This window comes from Acidobacteriota bacterium, from assembly GCA_012729555.1.
In the GTDB taxonomy this organism is placed as follows: Bacteria; Acidobacteriota; UBA6911; order UBA6911; family UBA6911; genus UBA6911.
In genome coordinates this window covers 1-17,292 of record JAAYCX010000045.1, presented here as the reverse complement: position 1 = coordinate 17,292, position 17,292 = coordinate 1, and the positions used below count along the sequence as shown (strand labels likewise).

Sequence of the window (17,292 nt, the reverse complement as noted above, 5' to 3'; positions counted from 1 at the left end):
GCGCCTCCTTGAACGCGTGCAGCCCGAAGCCGTCGTGGATGCACTGGTTCAGGATTCCCCCCAGGATCCGGTCGCGCTCGATGAGGAGCACCTCCCTGCAGCCCGCCTCCCGGGCCGCGATCGCGGCGGCCAGCCCGGCGGGCCCCCCGCCGATGACCACCACCTCCCTCTGGATCTTTTCGATCGGGGATGCCTTAGGCTTCATGGGCCTGCCCTCCTTTGTCCGGGCGCATGTTCCCCACGAACATCGGGGAATCGGCCCCTCGCTTGAGAAAATCCTCCGGGTCCCACCCGAAATCGTCCCGCAGCAGGCGCACGATGCGGGGGATGCAGAAGCCCCCCTGGCACCGGCCCATGGAGGCGCGCGCCCGGTACTTGAGGCTCACCATCGTCCGCGCCCCCAGGGGGTTGCGGATGGCGTCGATCACCTCCCGCTTGGTGATCTTCTCGCACCTGCAGATGATCTCGCCGTAATCGGGGTCTTCGGCGATCCGGGCCGCCTTCTCTTCCGGGGGGAGTTCCCAGAAGAAATCGAGCGAGCCGGGGCGGACGGGGTTGAAGGCGGGGTCGGGCTCGAGCGCCAGGTGGTTTTTCACCATCCCCACCACCATCTCGGCGATGGCGGGAGAGGAGGTCAGCCCCGGGCTTTCGATCCCCACCAGGTTGACGAACCCCTTGAGGTCCTTCCGGTCTTCGATGACAAAGTCCTTGTTCCCGCCGACCTCGGGAGGCGTCTGCTTGGCCCGGGTGCCGGCGAAATTGCGGATGTAGTCCGACTGCCGGATGGAGGGGAGCAGGCGCTGGCATTCCCGGCGGAGCCGGGCCATGACGTCGGAAGTACAGGCGAAATCCTCGGGGTCGTCCAGGTACTCGGCGGTGGGACCGATCAGGATGTTCCCGTCCACGGTCGGGGTCAGGTGCGTGCCCCACCCGGGCGCGTTCTTCTTGGGCGCGGGGTAGACCAGGGCCGTCAACGTGCCATCCAGGCGCCGGTCCAGGACGTAGTATTCACCCCGGCAGGGGTAGATGGCGTATTCCCCGATGCCGACCATGCGGCAGACGTCGGCCGCGAACAGGCCCGAGGCGTTGACGAGGAGATCGGCCGTGAAGGTGTCCCCGGCCGCGGTGCGCACCTCCCAGCGCGGCTCCCGCCGCGTGATCGCCGCGACCTTCTGCCCGAGGTGGAAATCGACCCCGTTGGCCAGGGCGTTTTCCGCCAGGGCGATCGTCAGGTTGTAGGGGGAGACGATGGCGCTCGAAGGGGAATAGAGCGCCTTGTAGCCCTCCACCCCCGCCTGGATCCGCTGCATCCGGTCGCGGTCGATCACCTCGAGCCCCGGGACGCCGTTGGCGTCCCCCTGCTCCTTGAGGTGGCCGAGCATCGGTTCGTCCTCCTCGTCGAGCGCGACGGTCAGTTTCCCGATCCGCTTCATCTTCACCTTCAGGTCCCGGCAGAGGTCGTCCATCATGGCGTTGCCCCTGACATCGAGGACGGCCCGCAGGGTCCCCGGGGCGTACTTGAACCCGCAGTGGAGCACCCCGCTGTTGCGGCAGCTCGCCCCCATCCCCACGTCCGCTTCCTTCTCCAGGAGAGCGGCGCGCACGCGGTAGCGGGACAACTCCCGGGCGATGGCGCATCCGACCACCCCGCCGCCGATGATCAACACCTCGTAGCTATGCTTCACTGCCGGCCCCCTCACAATCGTTATCTGGTCGACCATGGTATTCCAACAATTCCAAGGATGCCATATCTAGCTAAAAAGACAAAGGGGGATTTCGCCCAAAAGGCGCACCGGGATGGTGTACCCTGTCTCCATGTCTGCGAGGTTGCGCCCCATGGCGAACGGATTCGACGGCTTCCCACCCGAAACTCTCGGGTTTCTGCGGCAACTCAAACGGAACAACAACCGGGAGTGGTTCCAGGCGCACAAGGAAGTGTATGAACGGAAGGTGAAGGCCCCGATGACGGACCTGGTGCTCGCCCTCGGCCGGGCGTTCGAGCCGCTCGCCCCGGAATTGATCGTGGACCCGAAACGGGTCCTCTACCGCATCCACCGCGACCTCCGTTTCAGCCCCGACCGGCGCCCCTATAAAACGCACGTCGCCGCCCTGTTCGTCCCGCGGGGAGTCCCGAAGAAAACGGGGGCCTGCCTCTATTTTCACCTCGAGCCGGCCGAGATCGTCATCGCGGGCGGGGTCTACATGCCCGACGGCCCGACCCTGTGGCTCCTGCGCCGGCATATCGCGGACCACTGGCGCGAACTCCAGGCGATCACCCGGCGGCGGGACTTCAGGAGCCTGTTCGGGGAGCTTCAGGGGGAGAGCCTGATCCGCCCCCCCGCGGGGTATCCCGCCGACCACCCCGCGATCGACCTGCTGCGCCGGAAGCGGTTTCACGTCTCCCGCACCGAGCCGCCGGCGCTCGCCGGGGGGCCGAAACTCCTCCCACGCCTGCTCACGCTCTTTACGGCCATGCTCCCCCTGGTTCGTTTTCTCAACCAACCGCTCCAGACCGATCCGATGACGGCCATGGACAGGGGATGTGCACAAGGACCGATGGGGTAGCCTCCGCCGGCGCCCGGGCCGGCTATGCCCGCCTGCCCTGCTCAACCCGGAGGAACCCATTTCCCTGCCGAATCAAAGCTGCATCATCACGGATTCCGGGGAGGGTTAGAGCAACCAGCCGTAGTCCTGGCGGGTGTCCACAACCGCATCCACGTATACGGCGGAGCCCCTGATCTGGTAAATCAGCAAGTACCTCTTCTCGAGCAGAAGCTTGCGGTATTTTCCCGGCACAAGCGACGGTGCAAGCAAAACGGGGTTTCTTTCGGGGAATCGCTCGAGCGATCTGGCCTGGGTTTCGAAATCCTCGATCAGCCTCGAAGCGGCGGCTTCGCTGACCTCGGCCAGAAACCGGGCATGGGAAACCAGCATTTGTGCAGCTTCCTCGGCGACAACCACCCGGAAAATCCTATCGGCGGGCATTCAAAACCTCGCGGACGGCGTCCTTCATCATGACGGACACCTCCTCGGCGGAATGCCCCGATGGACCATGCAACCGGCTCTCTTCGGCCACAAGCAGGCTTTCGCGCAAACGCAGCATGCTTTCCCTGCGCGCATAGGTCTCCATATCCATAACCACAAGGTCGCCTTCACCGTTTTTGGTCAGATACACCGGCTCTCCCGAGCGTTTGCACAAATCCGATATCTCCTTGTAATTCTTACGGATCGCAGCAGACGGCTTGATGGTCATCATCGCACCCCCTCCTTCGTAGTAGTTTAGTATATTTATTATATACCAATTCTGACACCTGATCCGAAGCGAAGCGGTGATTTCCCATCGCTGCAAAAACCGGGACATCGAGGAGCGTTCCCGGAATTTGCTGGAAGATAGAGAAAACTGAAGTGCACGATTCGGATTTGGGGTATTGTGCACTTGATTGCTTTTGGCTTATCTGGGGGGCTGAAGATGAGACATCCCGATTGCCGTGTTCCGCATGCAGTCGCCTGCGCAGGCTTTTTGCTGATCCTCGCCGTAGCGGGATCCATCGCCGGTGTTCGCGCCGATTCCCAGCCGTCCGGCCCCGTGGTCCAAACGGCCGGCGGGCCCGTACGCGGGCTCACCGATGCCCAGGGGCTGCTGATTTTCCGCGGCATCCGCTACGGGGCCCCGCCGACCGGGGAGTTCCGTTTCCGCCCGCCGCGCAAGCCCGCCCCATGGGTGGAAGTGGCCGACGCCACGAAGCTGGGGAACAAGGCGATTCAGGCCGCAGCGGCGCCCGGCGCCGCATCCGATGGCCCCGGCATGAGCGAAGACTGCCTGTTCCTCAACGTCTGGACCCCGGGGGCCGACCGCAAGAAAAGGCCCGTCATGGTCTGGCTCCATGGCGGCGGCTTCTCTTCCGGTTCCGGCGGGGACGCGATCAACGACGCCGCCAACCTCGCCCGCATCGGGGACGTGGTCGTCGTCGCGCTCAACCACCGGTTGAACGTGTTCGGGTTTCTCCAGCTCGGCCCGGAGTGGGGGCCCGAATACAGATCCTCGGGGCAGTCGGGAATGCTCGACATCGTGCTCGGCCTCGAGTGGGTCCGGGACAATGCCGCCGCGTTCGGCGGCGACCCCGGCAACGTCACGATTTTCGGGGAGAGCGGCGGCGGCCGCAAGGTCGCGATGCTCATGGCGATGACCGGGGCAAAAGGCCTCTTTCACAAGGCCGTCATCCAGAGCGGCGCCGGCCTCGACGCGCCCACCGCCGCCGAAGCCGCGGCCTACGGCCGCCAGCTGCTCGAGAAGCTCGGCGTCGCCGAAGGGGACGTCGAGGCCCTCGCCCGGGCCGACGCCACGGCCATCTTCAAGGCCCAGCCCCCGGCGTCCCCGAGCGCCTCCCCTCAAGGGAAGCTGTTCATGCCGACCGGCGGGTTCGTCCCCTGCGTGGACGGCGTGGCCCTGACGCGCCAGCCCTTTATCCCGGACGCTCCCGGGTTTTCCGCCCGGGTGCCGCTTTTGATCGGCTCGAACAAGGATGAGATGACCATCTTCCGCACCCGGGATCCCAGACTCTGGAGCGCGACCGAAAAGGATTTCGAGGATTACGTGCGCCGGTCCCTGCCGGCGCAGGCTGAGGAACTGATCCCGGCGCTCGGCGCCGCCTTCCCCGGCTATTCCCCCGCGCACCTGATTACGGCCGCCGAGACGATGAAGGGGTACTGGATCGCGACGGTGGTCCAGGCGGAACGGAAGGCGCGCCAGTCCGCCCCGGTCTACGCCTACCTCCTCGCGTGGGAAACGCCGGCGAGCGACGGGAGGCTCCGCTCGCACCACGCCCTGGACCTTCCGCTGGTCTTCAACAACGTCGAAGGCAGCCGCGCCATGGTCGGCCCCGGGCCCGATCCCCAGCGCGTGGCCGACGCGATGAGCGCGGCGTGGGCCGCCTTCGCGCATGCGGGCGACCCCAACACCGAAGGCCTGCCCCGCTGGCCCCGCTACGACCTGAAAGACCGGTCCACCATGGTCTTCGACGTCACGAGCCGGGTGCGGAAGGACCCGTACGGGGAAATCCGCCGGATCCTGATGAAGGCGCTCGAGTAGATTTGCGGGGGACGCCCTTTCGGAGGTTGCTTCACCCCCGAGTGCGGCAGCCGCGGCGGGGGTAGAAAACGATTGATTTGGGCCGGGGGGGCCGCTACTGTTTCGGGGTCCGGCCGGAGGGCGCGCGCGGCGCGGCGGCCGGCGGAAAAGGGGCTCCCATGCGAGAGACGCCCGGCCCGGAAGAGGGCGCGGCGGTGGTGAACGAGGCGGAGGCGGCGCGGGCGGTGCCGTGGTGGCACCTGCACCGGCGGCTGTACGACTGGGTGCTCGGCTTCGCCCACCACCCCCACTCGACCACGGCGCTGTTCGGCTTGAGTTTCATGGAAAGCAGCTTCTTCCCGGTCCCGCCCGACGTGCTGCTGGGGCCGCTGGCGCTGGGCAACCGGAAGAAGGCGATGGGATTCGCCACCGTCACCACCCTCGGGAGCGTGCTGGGGGCCTTCCTGGGCTACCTGATCGGCTACGCCCTCATCGACCTGGCCCTCAGGATCCCGGGGATCACGCGCGAGGGGGTCGACTGGCTCGCGGGCCAGTTCGAACAGTACGGGATGTGGTACGTCTTCGTCGCCGCCCTGACCCCGATCCCCTTCAAGCTCCTGACCATCACGGCGGGCTTCGCCCGGATGGACCTCCTGGTGTTCGCCGCCGCCTGCATCGTCGGCCGGTCGCTCCGCTTTTACCTGGTCGCGGGGGCGTTCTGGCTCATCGGCCCCCGGGCCCTCCCCTTCATCGACAAATATTTCAACTGGCTCGCCGTGGCCTTCGTCGTGCTCCTCGGCGGCGGCTTCTATCTCGTCAAATACGTGTTCTGAACCGGGACGTCCCCGGACCGGCGGGAGCGACGGTCCGGCCCCGCACCTGCCCCAGGGCCCCGAACAGGGCCTTTTTCAGGGCGGGGGAATCCGTCCGGCGGAGCACGTGGCTCATCGATTCGACCACCCGGTCGAGGTCGAAATCGGAAACCGTCCCGGGGGGACGGCGGGAAACGAGGTGCCCGAGCGCCGCGGCGGCCCGGGCCCGGGTCGAGACCAGGTGGTCGGCGGAGACCAGCACGTGAAGCACCTCGGCGATCAGGATATCCGAAGCCTTGTCGACCCGCGTGGCGTATTCCAGCACGGCCCGGACGAGCTCCCGGGAACGGACCGAGCGCAGGACGCCGGCCAGGTCGGCCTGGTGCTCGTCCAGCCGGTTCTGCCGGTGGAGCTCCTCGAGCACGGCCGTCGCCTGGCTTTCGGTGGTCGAAGGATCGAACAGCGTGGGATGCATGGAGCCTCTCCGGATGAAGACGCCCCAATCATTCCCCGCCGCCGAGGAAAGGGCAATCGGGCTCAGGCTGGAATCGGCAAGGGGGAATCCGCGAAACCCGCGCCCATTTGGAACAGGGCACGCGCTCCAAAGGATGAGGCCGAGTTCTACCGGTCGAGGGAGGTCAGCCCCTCGCGGATGGCGAACTTGGTGAGGTCCGCGACGCTGCGGATCCCCAGCTTCCCCATCAGCTGCCGGCGGTGGGTTTCGACCGTCTTGACGCTCAGGTTGAGGCGCAGGGCGATCTCCCGGGCGCTGTGACCCTCCGAAATCAGCTGGAGCACCTCCCGCTCCCTCGAAGTGAGCGCCTGGACGGTGGAGGGGGACGGCCGGGCGCGGGGAACACGGGAGGCGAGTTCGTCGACCACGATCCCGGCGATGGCCGGGCTCAGGTAGACCTGGCGGGAGAGCACGATGGGAATGGCCCGCACCAGCTCCTCGAAGGCGCAGTGCTTGAGGATGTAGCCCGAGGCCCCCGCGGAGAGCATGCCGGTGACGTAGCGCCGGTCGGCGTGCATGGAAAGCGCGATGATGCGGATGTCCGGGTCCGCTTCCAGGATCTGGCGCACCGCGTCCAGGCCGTTGAGGCCCGGCATCGCCACGTCCATGATCACGATGTCGGGCCTCAGCCGGAGGGCGAGCTTTACCCCCTCGCGCCCGTCGGCCGCCTGCGCGACGATGTCCATCTCAGGCTGCGCCTCGAGCAGCGACTTCAGACCGTCGCACACGATCTTGTGGTCGTCGACGATCAGGATCCGAACCGCCATGCCGCACCCCCCGCTCTCAGTCTGTTTTCCTCTCCCCGGCGGGGACGGAAAGGGTCACCGTGGTCCCTTTCCCCCGCCGGGACGCTATCGCCACCTCTCCCCCCATCGAGCCCAGCCGCTCCCGGATGCTGAAGAGCCCGAACCCCTCCGGCGCCTTCTTCCCCCGCTTTGCGGGATCCATCCCGACCCCCGTATCCTCCACCGACACCCTGATCCTGCCCCCGTTGCGCCGCACTCGCACCCGGGCGCTCGTCGACCCGGAGTGCTTGGCGACGTTCACCAGGAGTTCGCGCACGGCCGAAAAGAGGGTGGTGCGCCACTGGAGGCTGAGCGGGACGGGGCGCCCGTCCCCGTCGATCTCGACCGCCACGCCGTACTGCTGCCCGATCCATTCCGCCAGCCAGTCCAGGGCCGCCTCGAACCCGAGTTCGTAGAGGATGGGGGGGCTGAGGTCGTAGGTCAGGGAACGGGTTTCGGCGATCGATTCGGACACCAGTTCCCGGACTGCGGCCAGTTCCCGCACGAGCCTGGAGTCGGAGGAAGCTTCCAGCAGCGCCCCGATCCTGATGTGGATGAGCGCCAGCACCTGCCCGATCCGGTCATGCAGCGCCTGGGCGATCCTGCGCCGCTCCCGCTCCTCGCTGAGTGCGAGCTCCGCCGCCAGCGACCGGAGCTTCGCCTGGTATTCGGCCAGCCGCCGCTCCGACCACTTGCGCTCGATCACCTCCCCCAGGCGCTGGGCGATGACGTTGAGCAGGTTCCGCTCCTCGTGGAGAAAGGGGCCCTCTTCCCGCTCGGGACGCTCTTCGGCGTAGCTTACGGCGACCGCGCCGACCGGGGCGCCCTGAACGATGATGGGACACTGCTGGATCCAGGGGCCGGGGACGAAGCGGCGGGTCCGGTATTCTTTTCCCTCCAGCACCACCCGCGTCCCCGCGACTTCCGGATACTGCCACGCCACCGGAATCACCTGGATCATGCGCCGGATCACGCCGTCGAGCGTCAGGCCCTTCCCTTCCGAAATCTTGCTTATGGAGTAGAGGCAGTCCAGCTCCTTCAGCCGTTCGGCCAGGAAACGGCGTGGATCGTTCGGGACTCTGCTGCGGTTCGGCATCCCCCCGTTTCCCTCCATTGGATGAAGGGCTTCGCTCCGTTGGATGAGGCCCTTTTCACCTACGGGGATGGTCGATTCCAGCGTATGCCCGATTGCCCTTCCCCCGCACATCGGTGATGATGACTTATGATACCAGATCTCCGGCCCCCCTTCAGCCCGAGCGGGCGGAAGGACGGCGGCCGGGGGGATCCCGATGGGCGCCATTATGACAGACTCGAGGAGACCGGTTTCTTTGCCATCACCCCTGGAGGTGCGCCCCGCCGCCCGCCGCGGCCTGCCGCGGCCGCGCTTCCCGGAATCCGGCCCGGCGCGTTTTCGGGTCAGAATCCGGAGTTCCGCCCGAAAATTCTGCGATCCGTCGGTCCCGGCAGCCTGCTGACCCAGCCGCCGCCGGGACCCTGAGGATTGCGCCCCCGCTCGCATAGCAGTCCGCCAAAACAGATGACATTCAGGCCCCGGCCGGACCTCCGGCCCGGGCACACGGAGATTAAAGGAGATTTCCCATGGCAAAACGGCGTATCCATATCACCGATTACGATATGCAGCGTCTTCGGAAGCTGCTCGAGGGAACCCAGTACTGGAACCAGAAGGACAAGGAGTATCTCTCCCATCTCGAGGAGGAGATGGACCGGGCGGTCGTGGTCCCTTCCGAGAAGATCCCGCCCGACGTGGTCACCATGAACACGCAGATGCGGGTGACGGACCTGGACACGGAGAAGAAGATGACGATCCAGCTGGTGTTCCCGAGCGAGGCCGATTTCGAGAAGGGGAAGATCTCCATCCTGGCCCCCATCGGCACCGCCATGATCGGGTACCGCGCGGGGGACACGGTGACATGGGAGGTCCCCAACGGCACGCGCCACCTGAAGATCGAGGAGATCGTCTATCAGCCCGAGGCGGCGGGGGACTTTCACCTGTAGCCGCCTCCCGGCCGGGGACCGCGGCGGTCAGTCTTCGAGGTATTTGATCTCGAGGGCCGTGTAGGCCTCCTTCATGGAGGCCTTGGTCTCGGCGATGACCCAGAGGACATCCCCCGCCTCGAGGACCGTGGTCCCGTTGGGGGAGATGAATTTCCCCCCCCTCCGGATGAGCGAAATGAGCGCCGCCTTGGGGAACCGCAGGTCCACGATCGGCTTCCCCACCGCGGCGCTCTCCTTCGACAGCTCGATCTCCACGAACTCCGATTTGACGCTGTCGGAGAGCTCGAAATCGGCGTGCGTCATCCGCTTGACCCGGACGGGGAGGAGGAGCCGGAGCCGGCGCGCCACCCAGGGGATGGTCGTCCCCTGGATCACCACCGAGGTCAGCGAGACGAAGAAGACGATGTTGAAGATCATCTGGGCTTTTTCCACCCCCGCCAGCAGCGGGTAGGTCGCGAAGACGATGGGCACGGCCCCCCGCAGGCCGACCCAGGCGATGAAGGTCTTCCCCCGCCGCTTTCTCCTGAAAAAGAGGAGGCTCAGAAACACGGCGAGCGGGCGCGCCACGAGGATCAGGAAAAGGGCCATGCCCAACCCGATCCCCATGACGGGGATCAACTGGCTCGGGAAGACCAGCAGGCCCAGCGTGATGAAGAGCGTGATCTGCATGAACCAGGCGACGCCGTCGAACCACCGGAGGATCTGCCGCTTGTGGATCAGTTCCTGGTTCCCCAGGATGACGGCGGCCAGGTAGACGGCCATGAAGCCGTTGCCGCCGGCGAAGGAGGCTGCGCCGAAACTGAAAAGCATGATGGCGATCATCAGGACCGGGTACATCCCTTCGTAATCGAGCCGGATCCGGTTGAACACCTTCGCCCCCAGGTACCCGATGACGAGCCCGAGGATGAACCCGACGACGAGCTGCCGGAAAAAGAGGAGGGTCACGGCGCCCGGGGAGGCTTCCGGGTGGGAGATCAGCTGGGTGAAGGTGATCGTCAGCACGTAGGCCATCGGGTCGTTGCTGCCGCTTTCGAGCTCCAGGGTGGGGCGCAGCCTCCCCTTGAGCGAGAGGCTCTTGGAGCGCAGGATGGAGAAGACCGCGGCCGAATCGGTCGAGGAGACGATGGAACCGAGGAGCAGGCCTTCATATAGGGTGAAATCGGTGATGGCGTGGATGAAGAGCCCCACGAAGACGGCGGTCAGGAGCACCCCGAGGGTGGAGAGGCTGATGCCGTGCCACACGATCGGGCGGATGGTCCTCCAGTCGGTCTCGAACCCCCCCGAGAAGAGGATGAAGTTGAGCGCGATGACACCGACGGCCTGGGCGATGAGCGGGTTGTTGAACTGGATCCCCCCGATCCCTTCCGAACCGGCCAGCATGCCGATCCCCAGGAAGAAGACCAGGACCGGGACACCCACCCGGTAGGACGTCTTCCCCGCGATCAGGGAGATGAAGATCAGGATGGAAGCGATCAGGATCGCGTTTTCGAACGTCAGGATCATGGGATTGCCTTGAAGCGTTTCACCATTTTTCCCCGAGGATCCGGGAACGTTTGTCCTGATACTCCTCTTCGGTAATCAGCCGGTCGCGCCGCAGGTTCTCCAGCCGCCTCAGCCTCGTTTCGAAGTCTTCCGCGGAGCCCTCGACGACGACCTCACCCAGGGAGTCGGCGCAGGCCCCTCCCCCCGCCCTCAGCACGCGGGCGAAGGAAACGATGAGGACCAGGCAGACGACGACCCAGATCAGGAAAAAGGCCCCGATCAGCAGCGACATCCCCGGCTCCGAGGAGGAGCTCTCGCGGAGCACGACCCCGGCGAACACGAGGCCGAAAATCAGGAAGAGGGCGGCGACGACGATCCCCGCTTTCGCCTGGCGGGCGACGATGCCCCCGGGCTTGAGTTGAAATTTCTCGGACATGGCTTCTCCCTGCTCGTGCTCCGTTCTGCGTTTTCCACTGTTCCGCGCGGACCCGGATGCATTAGAATGACCCCTCCGGAGAGTGCGTCTTTCCGGACGATATCGTCAACAGAACATATCAGAGAAGGGCATGTCAATGACCGCAAAAAAAGCAGCAGCGCCTCCAGTGAAAAAAAGCGCGCCTGTCGAGTCCTCCTATAACCCTTTCGTAACCGCTCAGCAGCAGTTCGACCGGATCGCCGGCATGCTGGGCCTGGACGGGCCGACGCGGGACCTGCTCCGCAACCCCATCCGCGAATATCATTTCAGCATCCCGGTACGGATGGACAAGGGGGGGATCCGGATCTTCCGCGGCTTCCGGGTCCAGCACAACGACGCGCGCGGCCCGTGCAAGGGGGGGATCCGCTTCCACCCGATGGAGACGATCGACACGATCCGGGCCCTGGCCATGTGGATGACGTGGAAGTGCTCGGTGGTGGACATCCCGCTGGGGGGGGCCAAGGGGGGGATCGTGTGCGACCCGCACAACCTCAGCCTGAACGAGATCGAGCAGCTCTGCCGGGGCTGGGTGCGGCAGATCGCCCGGGACATCGGCCCGAACCTCGACGTGCCCGCCCCCGACGTGATGACCAACCCGCAGGACATGCTCTGGATGCTGGACGAGTACGAGAAGATCGCCGGCGGTCGCTACCCCGGCTTCATCACCGGCAAGCCGGTCAGCATCGGGGGGTCGCTCGGACGCACCCAGGCCACGGGGTATATGGTGGTCCTGACGGTGCGCGAGGCGCTCAAGGAGCTCAACCTGAAACCGGAAAACACCACCGCCAGCATCCAGGGGTTCGGCAACGTGGCCCAGTACGCCGTGGAGCTCTACCACAAGATCGGCGGGATGGTCGTCTCGGTGTCGAGCTGGGATCCCACCGACAACAAGACCTTCTGCTGCCGAAAGAAATCGGGGATCCGGTTCGACGAGCTCAAGTCGATCAGCGACCCCTTCGGCACCATCAACCGGGCCAAGGCGCAGGACCTGGGGTACGAAATCCTCCCGGGCGAAGCGTGGCTCGAGCAGGACGTGGACATCCTGATCCCGGCCGCGGTGGAGAACCAGTTGACGGCCGACACCGTGCCGAAGGTGCACGGCCGCGTGAAACTGGTGGCCGAGGGGGCCAACGGGCCGACGACGCCCGAAGGGGATGTCCTGCTCGACAAGCGCCGCATCTTCATGGTTCCCGACATCCTCTGCAACGCCGGCGGGGTCACCTGCAGCTATTTCGAGCAGGTCCAGGGGAACATGAACTACTACTGGGAAGAAAAGGAAGTGTTCGACAAGCTCGATTCCAAGATGACGAACGCGTTCCACGCCGTTGTGGACGTCTCCCGGAAGCAGGGGATCCCCATGCGGGACGCCGCCTACGTCCTGGCCGTCAACCGAGTGGCGCGCGCGTGCAAGGACCGGGGCTGGTGCTGACCCCCTCCCCCCCGCCCGGCGCGGAAACCGGGCGGGGGGGAAAAGCGCCGATCGCCGCGGGAATCCCGGGAGGCGGGCCATGGAAAGCCGATCGCTCAACAAGCTCCTGGTCGACCTGAAGGAGCGGGCCAAGGAACTCAACTGCCTCTACGAAATCGAGGAGGTCCTGAGCGCGCCGGAGTTCACGCTGGAGGACACCTTCCGGAGAATCGTCCGCACCCTCCCGTCCGGGTGGCAGTTTTCCGACATCTGCCAGGCCCGTATCGTCTACGACGACATCGATGCCCGGACGGACGGCTTCCGCCCCTCCCCCTGGATGCAGCACTCCGACATCCTGGTCCAGGAACAGGTCGTGGGCCGCATCAGCGTCTGCTATACCGAGGAGCGCCCCCCCGCCGACGAGGGCCCCTTTCTCAAGGAAGAGCGCAAGCTGATCAACACGATCGCGGACCGTCTCAGGCACCGGATCCTCTACACCAAGCTCAAGTCGGTCTTCGAGACCCACAAATTGAAGGAGGAGCCCTCCTCCGAGTGGGCCGTGATCCTGGACCTGCTGCGCCGGACGGACCCCAAGCTGCTCACCCGCGTCTCCCGGAAGATGCTGAACCACCTCTCCTGGTCCGGTTATGAAAAGGCCCACCGCATCCTGGAACGGATCAGCCCGTCCCTGCAGGGGGAGGACGAGGAGCCGGACGAGAACCGGCCGCTCAGGATGGGGGCGGTCGAGGACCTGCAGTCGGCGAGCGAGGAAATCTTCCGCCTGGCGGGCAAGCACATGGGGGAAGCCGAGATCATCGGGTTCATCCACAAATGGATCCAGGAGGACCGGTCCGGGTTCCTGATCAAGGCGCTCGAAAACCCCAACTCCTCGCTGCACGAGATCTCCGGCGCCATCGAGCGCTACCGCCACCTCATCCCACAGGGGGTGGAGCTCTCCTCCCCGCGCGAACGCACCTTCCGCGTCTCGCTGATCCAGCGGGTCCTGAGCGACGACGCCGAGTTCGTCCAGGTCGCCAAGCAGTTCATCAGCGTCAACGATTTCCACGGTCTTTTCGAACGGACGATCTACCCCGCCGAAAGCCACGGCCGGCTCGGGGGGAAAGGGGCGGGCCTGTTCGTCGCCTCCCAGGTCCTGAAGAAGAAGGCGGAGGAGCAACCCCTCCTCAAGGGGGTCCGGACGCCGAAGACGTGGCACATCACCTCCGACGGGCTCTACGATTTCATCAACTACAACGACCTGGAAGAGATCGCCGAGCACAAATACAAGGACATCGGCCAGGTGCGGGGCGAGTACCCCGCCATCGTCCAGGTGTTCAAGAGCGCCTCCTTCCCCCCCGAAATCGTCAACGGGCTCTCGATCGCGCTCGACGACCTCGGCGAGGTCCCGCTGATCGTGCGCAGTTCCAGCCTGCTCGAAGACAGCCGGGGGACGTCGTTCGCGGGCAAGTACAAGAGCCTCTTCATCGCCAACCGGGGGACCAAGCGCCAGCGCATGCTCGAGCTCCTCGACGCGGTGGCGGAGGTGTACGCCTCCACCTTCGGCCCCGACCCGATCGGCTACCGCGCGCAGCGGGGGCTGACCGATTTCCACGAGGAGATGGGGATCATGATCCAGGAGGTGGTGGGGACCCGCGTCGGCCCCTGGTACCTCCCCGCCTTCTCGGGCGTGGCCTTCAGCCGCAACGAATACCCCTGGTCCCGCCGCCTGCGGCGCGAGGACGGGCTGCTGCGCATGGTGCCGGGGCTCGGCACCCGGGCGGTGGACCGGGTGCAGGACGACTACCCGATCCTCGTCTCGCCCGGGCAGCCGACGCTCCGGGTCAACGCCACCGTCGAGGAGAAGGTGCGCTACTCCCCACGGTGCATCGACGCCGTCAACCTGGAATCGGGACTGTTCGAGACGGTCGAGATCCGCGAGCTCCTCGGCCGCCACGCGGCCGAATACCCGATGGCCCACGAGCTCGTCTCGATCCTCGAGGACGGCCGGCTGGTGCAGCCGTGGAGCAGCGGGCTCGACGGCGAGGCCGACCGGTGGGTGGTGACCTTCGAGGGCCTGCTGGGGAGGACCCCCTTCGTCGACCAGGCGGCGGAGATCCTGCGCACCCTCGAGTCGGAGTTCGGGGCGCCCGTCGACCTGGAATTCGCGCACGACGGCACCGATCTCTACCTGGTGCAGTGCCGGCCGCAGAGCTACAGCCCGAGCGCGCACCCTCCCCCGATCCCGCGGGACATCCCGAAGGAGCGGATCCTGTTCACGGCCAACCGGCACGTCACGAGCGCCTCCATCACCAACCTGACCCACATCGTCTACATCGACCCCGGCAGGTACGCCGAGCTGCCGAGCCGGGCCGACCTGCTCGCCGTCGGCCGGGCCGTGGCCGCGCTGAACCAGCTCCTGCCCAGGCGCCGGTTCATTCTCATGGGACCGGGGCGCTGGGGGAGCCGCGGCGACATCCGGCTGGGGGTGAATGTCTCCTATTCGGACATCAACAACACCGCCATGCTCGTGGAAATCGCCCTCAGGCGGCAGGACTACGTCCCGGAACTCTCCTTCGGCACCCACTTCTTCCAGGACCTGGTGGAGGCGTCGATCCGCTACCTCCCCCTCTACCCCGGAGACTGGGGCACCCTGTTCAACGACGCCTTCTTCGAGCGCTCGCCCAACCGCCTGGCCGACCTCCTCCCCGATTTCGCCCACCTCGCCGACACGGTGCGCATCATCGACGTGGCGCACGCGGCCCCGGGGATGGCGGTGCAGGTGCTGATGAACGGGGAACTGGGCGAGGCGATCGCCCTGCTCGCGGAACCTTCGCCCGGAGAGCCGTTCGAAGCGCCGTCCGTTTTCGGCAAGGCCGGCCCCGGGGCGGGGCCGGGGCGGGCGGCGGAGCCGGGGGTCAACCTCCACTGGCGCTGGCGCCTGGAGAGCGTGGAGCGCATCGCCGAGCTCCTCGACCCGGCGAGGTTCGGCGTCAAGGCCCTCTACCTGTTCGGAAGCACCCAGAACGGGACCGCCGGCCCCGAGAGCGACATCGACCTGCTCGTTCACTTCGCGGGAACCAGGGCCCAGGAAAAGGATCTCCTCTCCTGGCTCGAGGGGTGGAGCCTCTGCCTCAGCCACCTGAACCACCTGAAAACGGGTTGCAGGACGGACGGATTGCTCAGCGTCCACCTCGTCACCGACCGCGACATCAAAAACAGGACCAGCTACGCGGTCAAGATCGGGGCCGCCGGCGACCCGGCCCTGTTCATCCCCATCGGCCGGGGGGCGGGAGGCTGATCCTCCCCATGGTCACCGGCGTTCGCTTCCCCTATTATTGAGACGAGGATCGTATGGGCGGGTGTTTTTTCGTGTCGGATCTCCACGGCCGCGAGGACCGTTACCGGAAGCTGTTCGCAGCCATGGAGCGGGAAATCCCCGCGGCGGTATTCCTGGGGGGGGACCTCTTCCCCTCGGGCCTGGGCGCCGTCGCGGGCGCGGGGGAGTACGAGAGCTTCGTCGAAGAGTTTTTCGCCCCCGGGTTCGAGCGGCTCAGGTCCGGCATGGGGCCCCGGTGCCCCCCCGTTTTCCTGATCCCGGGGAACGACGACGCCCGGACCGAGGAGGGGGCCCTCCGCCGGCACGAAGCCGGGGGCCTCTGGCGCCAGGTGCACAACGCCGCGGTCCCCTGGGGCGATTACGCCGTTTACGGCTACGCCTTCGTCCCGCCCACCCCCTTCATGCTCAAGGACTGGGAGCGCTACGACGTGTCCCGGTACCTCGACCCCCTCTGCGTGGCGCCGGAGGAGGGGTGGCTGACGGTGCCCGTGGAGCCGGGCAGGCTGAAACACCAGACGATCCAGTCGGACCTGGAGCGCCTCACCCGGGGGAGGGACCTCGCACGCGCGATCTTCCTCTTCCACGCCCCCCCCTACGACACGGGGCTCGACCGCGCCGCCCTGGACGGGCAGAAATACAAGCACGTCCAGTTGGACGTTCACGTCGGAAGCATCGCCATCCGGCGCTTCATCGAATCGAGACAGCCGCTCGTGACCCTGCACGGGCATATCCACGAATCGGCCCGTCTCACGGGAACGTGGATGGAGCGGATCGGCAGGACCGTCGCCCTCTCGGCCGCCCATGACGGCCCCGAACTGGCCCTCGTCCGCTTCGATCCCGCCCGCCCGGGGGAGGCGACCCGGGATCTGCTCTGATCCCGGTCCCGATCAAGCGCTTTCTTTCCCTGGGTTTGCCCCGCCCCCCCCATAAATGGGCGCCAGGCGGCAAAGAGGGCTGGAAAGATACTAATAGATTTTATATCCTTATAAGTTTGTGGAATGATTTGAAGGTTTGTTCAATTCAACCGAAAGGCGGTTTGCGGATTTTCCCCCGGCCCCCGTCACCCGGAAGGTTTCCCCGGACGGCCGCAGGGTTCCCGGATTCATACAATCGATCACAACACGTCCTTATTAATAGGCCCCGGTTGTTTTCTCCCCATGGAGGAAAAGGACAGGGCAAAAGTTTGCCACGAGAGAGAACCGGAAATGACCAAGAAAATCGATATCACCGAGCTCATCCTCCGCGACGCCCACCAGAGCGTGATGGCCACGCGGATGTCCCTGGAAGACATGGTCCCCGCATGCGAAGACCTGGACAAGGCGGGGTACTGGTCCGTCGAATGCTGGGGGGGCGCCACGTTCGACTCCTGCATCCGATTTTTGAATGAAGACCCCT

The 17,292-nt window shown here is 66.0% G+C and carries 17 protein-coding genes; 8 read left to right on the top strand and 9 right to left on the bottom strand.

All coding sequences use genetic code 11. The features are described 5' to 3' along the window. Positions 1-205: FAD-dependent oxidoreductase (locus GXY47_09440; protein NLV31366.1), on the bottom strand; the 205-nt coding region annotated here is incomplete at its 3' end. After that, complete coding sequence (locus GXY47_09435) at positions 195-1,685, bottom strand: NAD(P)/FAD-dependent oxidoreductase (protein ID NLV31365.1); 1,491 nt, start codon at positions 1,683-1,685, stop codon at positions 195-197. The genes GXY47_09440 and GXY47_09435, both read right to left, overlap by 11 nt. Positions 1,686-1,836: 151 nt before the next feature. Between GXY47_09435 and GXY47_09430 the strand changes: the two genes are divergently transcribed. Continuing rightward, positions 1,837-2,565, top strand: a complete 729-nt coding sequence (locus GXY47_09430; protein NLV31364.1) for a DUF2461 domain-containing protein — start codon at positions 1,837-1,839, stop codon at positions 2,563-2,565. Between the two features lie 105 nt (positions 2,566-2,670). Here GXY47_09430 and GXY47_09425 read toward each other — a convergent pair whose 3' ends face one another. Both GXY47_09425 and GXY47_09420 read right to left on the bottom strand, forming a co-directional pair. Further along, the gene (locus GXY47_09425; protein ID NLV31363.1) at positions 2,671-2,985 is read right to left on the bottom strand and encodes a type II toxin-antitoxin system RelE/ParE family toxin; all 315 of its coding nucleotides are present in this window, start codon (positions 2,983-2,985) and stop codon (positions 2,671-2,673) included. Next, the gene (locus GXY47_09420) at positions 2,972-3,256 is read right to left on the bottom strand and encodes a type II toxin-antitoxin system Phd/YefM family antitoxin (GenBank protein ID NLV31362.1); all 285 of its coding nucleotides are present in this window, start codon (positions 3,254-3,256) and stop codon (positions 2,972-2,974) included. The genes GXY47_09425 and GXY47_09420 overlap by 14 nt, the downstream gene beginning before the upstream one ends. A gap of 213 nt (positions 3,257-3,469) precedes the next feature. On the opposite strand from GXY47_09420, the gene GXY47_09415 reads away from it, so the two are divergent. Beyond that, a complete protein-coding gene (locus GXY47_09415) occupies positions 3,470-5,089 on the top strand; it encodes a carboxylesterase/lipase family protein (protein ID NLV31361.1) in 1,620 nt (539 codons plus the stop codon). Between the two features lie 158 nt (positions 5,090-5,247). Then, entirely contained in the window at positions 5,248-5,901 is a 654-nt protein-coding gene (locus tag GXY47_09410; protein NLV31360.1) for a DedA family protein, read from the top strand. Here the strand turns inward: GXY47_09410 and GXY47_09405 are convergent. The 3 genes from GXY47_09405 to GXY47_09395 form a co-directional block, all read right to left on the bottom strand. Then, positions 5,885-6,355: a hypothetical protein gene (locus GXY47_09405; protein NLV31359.1), complete on the bottom strand. Its 471-nt coding sequence runs from the start codon at positions 6,353-6,355 to the stop codon at positions 5,885-5,887. The genes GXY47_09410 and GXY47_09405 overlap by 17 nt on opposite strands. 146 nt (positions 6,356-6,501) lie before the next feature. Next, positions 6,502-7,161, bottom strand: a complete 660-nt coding sequence (locus tag GXY47_09400; GenBank protein ID NLV31358.1) for a response regulator transcription factor — start codon at positions 7,159-7,161, stop codon at positions 6,502-6,504. Between the two features lie 16 nt (positions 7,162-7,177). After that, positions 7,178-8,275 carry a sensor histidine kinase gene (locus tag GXY47_09395; protein NLV31357.1) on the bottom strand — a complete coding sequence of 366 codons (1,098 nt, stop codon included), beginning with the start codon at positions 8,273-8,275 and terminating at the stop codon, positions 7,178-7,180. A gap of 503 nt (positions 8,276-8,778) precedes the next feature. Here GXY47_09395 and rnk point away from each other — a divergent pair. Then, a complete protein-coding gene (gene rnk / locus GXY47_09390; GenBank protein NLV31356.1) occupies positions 8,779-9,195 on the top strand; it encodes a nucleoside diphosphate kinase regulator in 417 nt (138 codons plus the stop codon). 27 nt (positions 9,196-9,222) lie between these two features. On the opposite strand, the gene GXY47_09385 is transcribed toward rnk, so the two are convergent. Continuing rightward, positions 9,223-10,698, bottom strand: a complete 1,476-nt coding sequence (locus tag GXY47_09385) for a potassium/proton antiporter (GenBank protein NLV31355.1) — start codon at positions 10,696-10,698, stop codon at positions 9,223-9,225. A 19-nt stretch (positions 10,699-10,717) separates the two neighbouring features. Continuing rightward, positions 10,718-11,113 (bottom strand): hypothetical protein, encoded by a 396-nt coding sequence (locus GXY47_09380; protein ID NLV31354.1) that lies wholly within the window; start codon positions 11,111-11,113, stop codon positions 10,718-10,720. A gap of 136 nt (positions 11,114-11,249) precedes the next feature. Between GXY47_09380 and GXY47_09375 the strand changes: the two genes are divergently transcribed. The 4 genes from GXY47_09375 to GXY47_09360 all read left to right on the top strand — a co-directional run. Further along, a complete protein-coding gene (locus GXY47_09375) occupies positions 11,250-12,581 on the top strand; it encodes a Glu/Leu/Phe/Val dehydrogenase (protein ID NLV31353.1) in 1,332 nt (443 codons plus the stop codon). A 775-nt stretch (positions 12,582-13,356) separates the two neighbouring features. Next, on the top strand, positions 13,357-15,858 hold the full coding sequence (locus GXY47_09370) for a pyruvate, phosphate dikinase (GenBank protein ID NLV31352.1): 2,502 nt from the start codon (positions 13,357-13,359) through the stop codon (positions 15,856-15,858). Positions 15,859-15,911: 53 nt separating this feature from the next. Continuing rightward, positions 15,912-16,772: a hypothetical protein gene (locus tag GXY47_09365; GenBank protein NLV31351.1), complete on the top strand. Its 861-nt coding sequence runs from the start codon at positions 15,912-15,914 to the stop codon at positions 16,770-16,772. Positions 16,773-17,102: 330 nt separating this feature from the next. After that, positions 17,103-17,292: oxaloacetate decarboxylase (locus tag GXY47_09360; GenBank protein NLV31350.1), on the top strand; the 190-nt coding region annotated here is incomplete at its 3' end.

What these genes read in the sequence shown, in the direction of transcription:
- GXY47_09430 (NLV31364.1), top strand. Translation starts at nt 1,837, where the DNA reads ATGGCGAACGGATTCGACGGCTTCCCACCCGAAACTCTCGGGTTTCTG.
- GXY47_09425 (NLV31363.1), bottom strand. Translation starts at nt 2,985, where the DNA reads ATGCCCGCCGATAGGATTTTCCGGGTGGTTGTCGCCGAGGAAGCTGCA.
- GXY47_09420 (NLV31362.1), bottom strand. Translation starts at nt 3,256, where the DNA reads ATGATGACCATCAAGCCGTCTGCTGCGATCCGTAAGAATTACAAGGAG.
- GXY47_09415 (NLV31361.1), top strand. Translation starts at nt 3,470, where the DNA reads ATGAGACATCCCGATTGCCGTGTTCCGCATGCAGTCGCCTGCGCAGGC.
- GXY47_09410 (NLV31360.1), top strand. Translation starts at nt 5,248, where the DNA reads ATGCGAGAGACGCCCGGCCCGGAAGAGGGCGCGGCGGTGGTGAACGAG.
- GXY47_09405 (NLV31359.1), bottom strand. Translation starts at nt 6,355, where the DNA reads ATGCATCCCACGCTGTTCGATCCTTCGACCACCGAAAGCCAGGCGACG.
- GXY47_09400 (NLV31358.1), bottom strand. Translation starts at nt 7,161, where the DNA reads ATGGCGGTTCGGATCCTGATCGTCGACGACCACAAGATCGTGTGCGAC.
- GXY47_09395 (NLV31357.1), bottom strand. Translation starts at nt 8,275, where the DNA reads ATGCCGAACCGCAGCAGAGTCCCGAACGATCCACGCCGTTTCCTGGCC.
- rnk (NLV31356.1), top strand. Translation starts at nt 8,779, where the DNA reads ATGGCAAAACGGCGTATCCATATCACCGATTACGATATGCAGCGTCTT.
- GXY47_09385 (NLV31355.1), bottom strand. Translation starts at nt 10,698, where the DNA reads ATGATCCTGACGTTCGAAAACGCGATCCTGATCGCTTCCATCCTGATC.
- GXY47_09380 (NLV31354.1), bottom strand. Translation starts at nt 11,113, where the DNA reads ATGTCCGAGAAATTTCAACTCAAGCCCGGGGGCATCGTCGCCCGCCAG.
- GXY47_09375 (NLV31353.1), top strand. Translation starts at nt 11,250, where the DNA reads ATGACCGCAAAAAAAGCAGCAGCGCCTCCAGTGAAAAAAAGCGCGCCT.
- GXY47_09370 (NLV31352.1), top strand. Translation starts at nt 13,357, where the DNA reads ATGGGGGAAGCCGAGATCATCGGGTTCATCCACAAATGGATCCAGGAG.
- GXY47_09365 (NLV31351.1), top strand. Translation starts at nt 15,912, where the DNA reads ATGGGCGGGTGTTTTTTCGTGTCGGATCTCCACGGCCGCGAGGACCGT.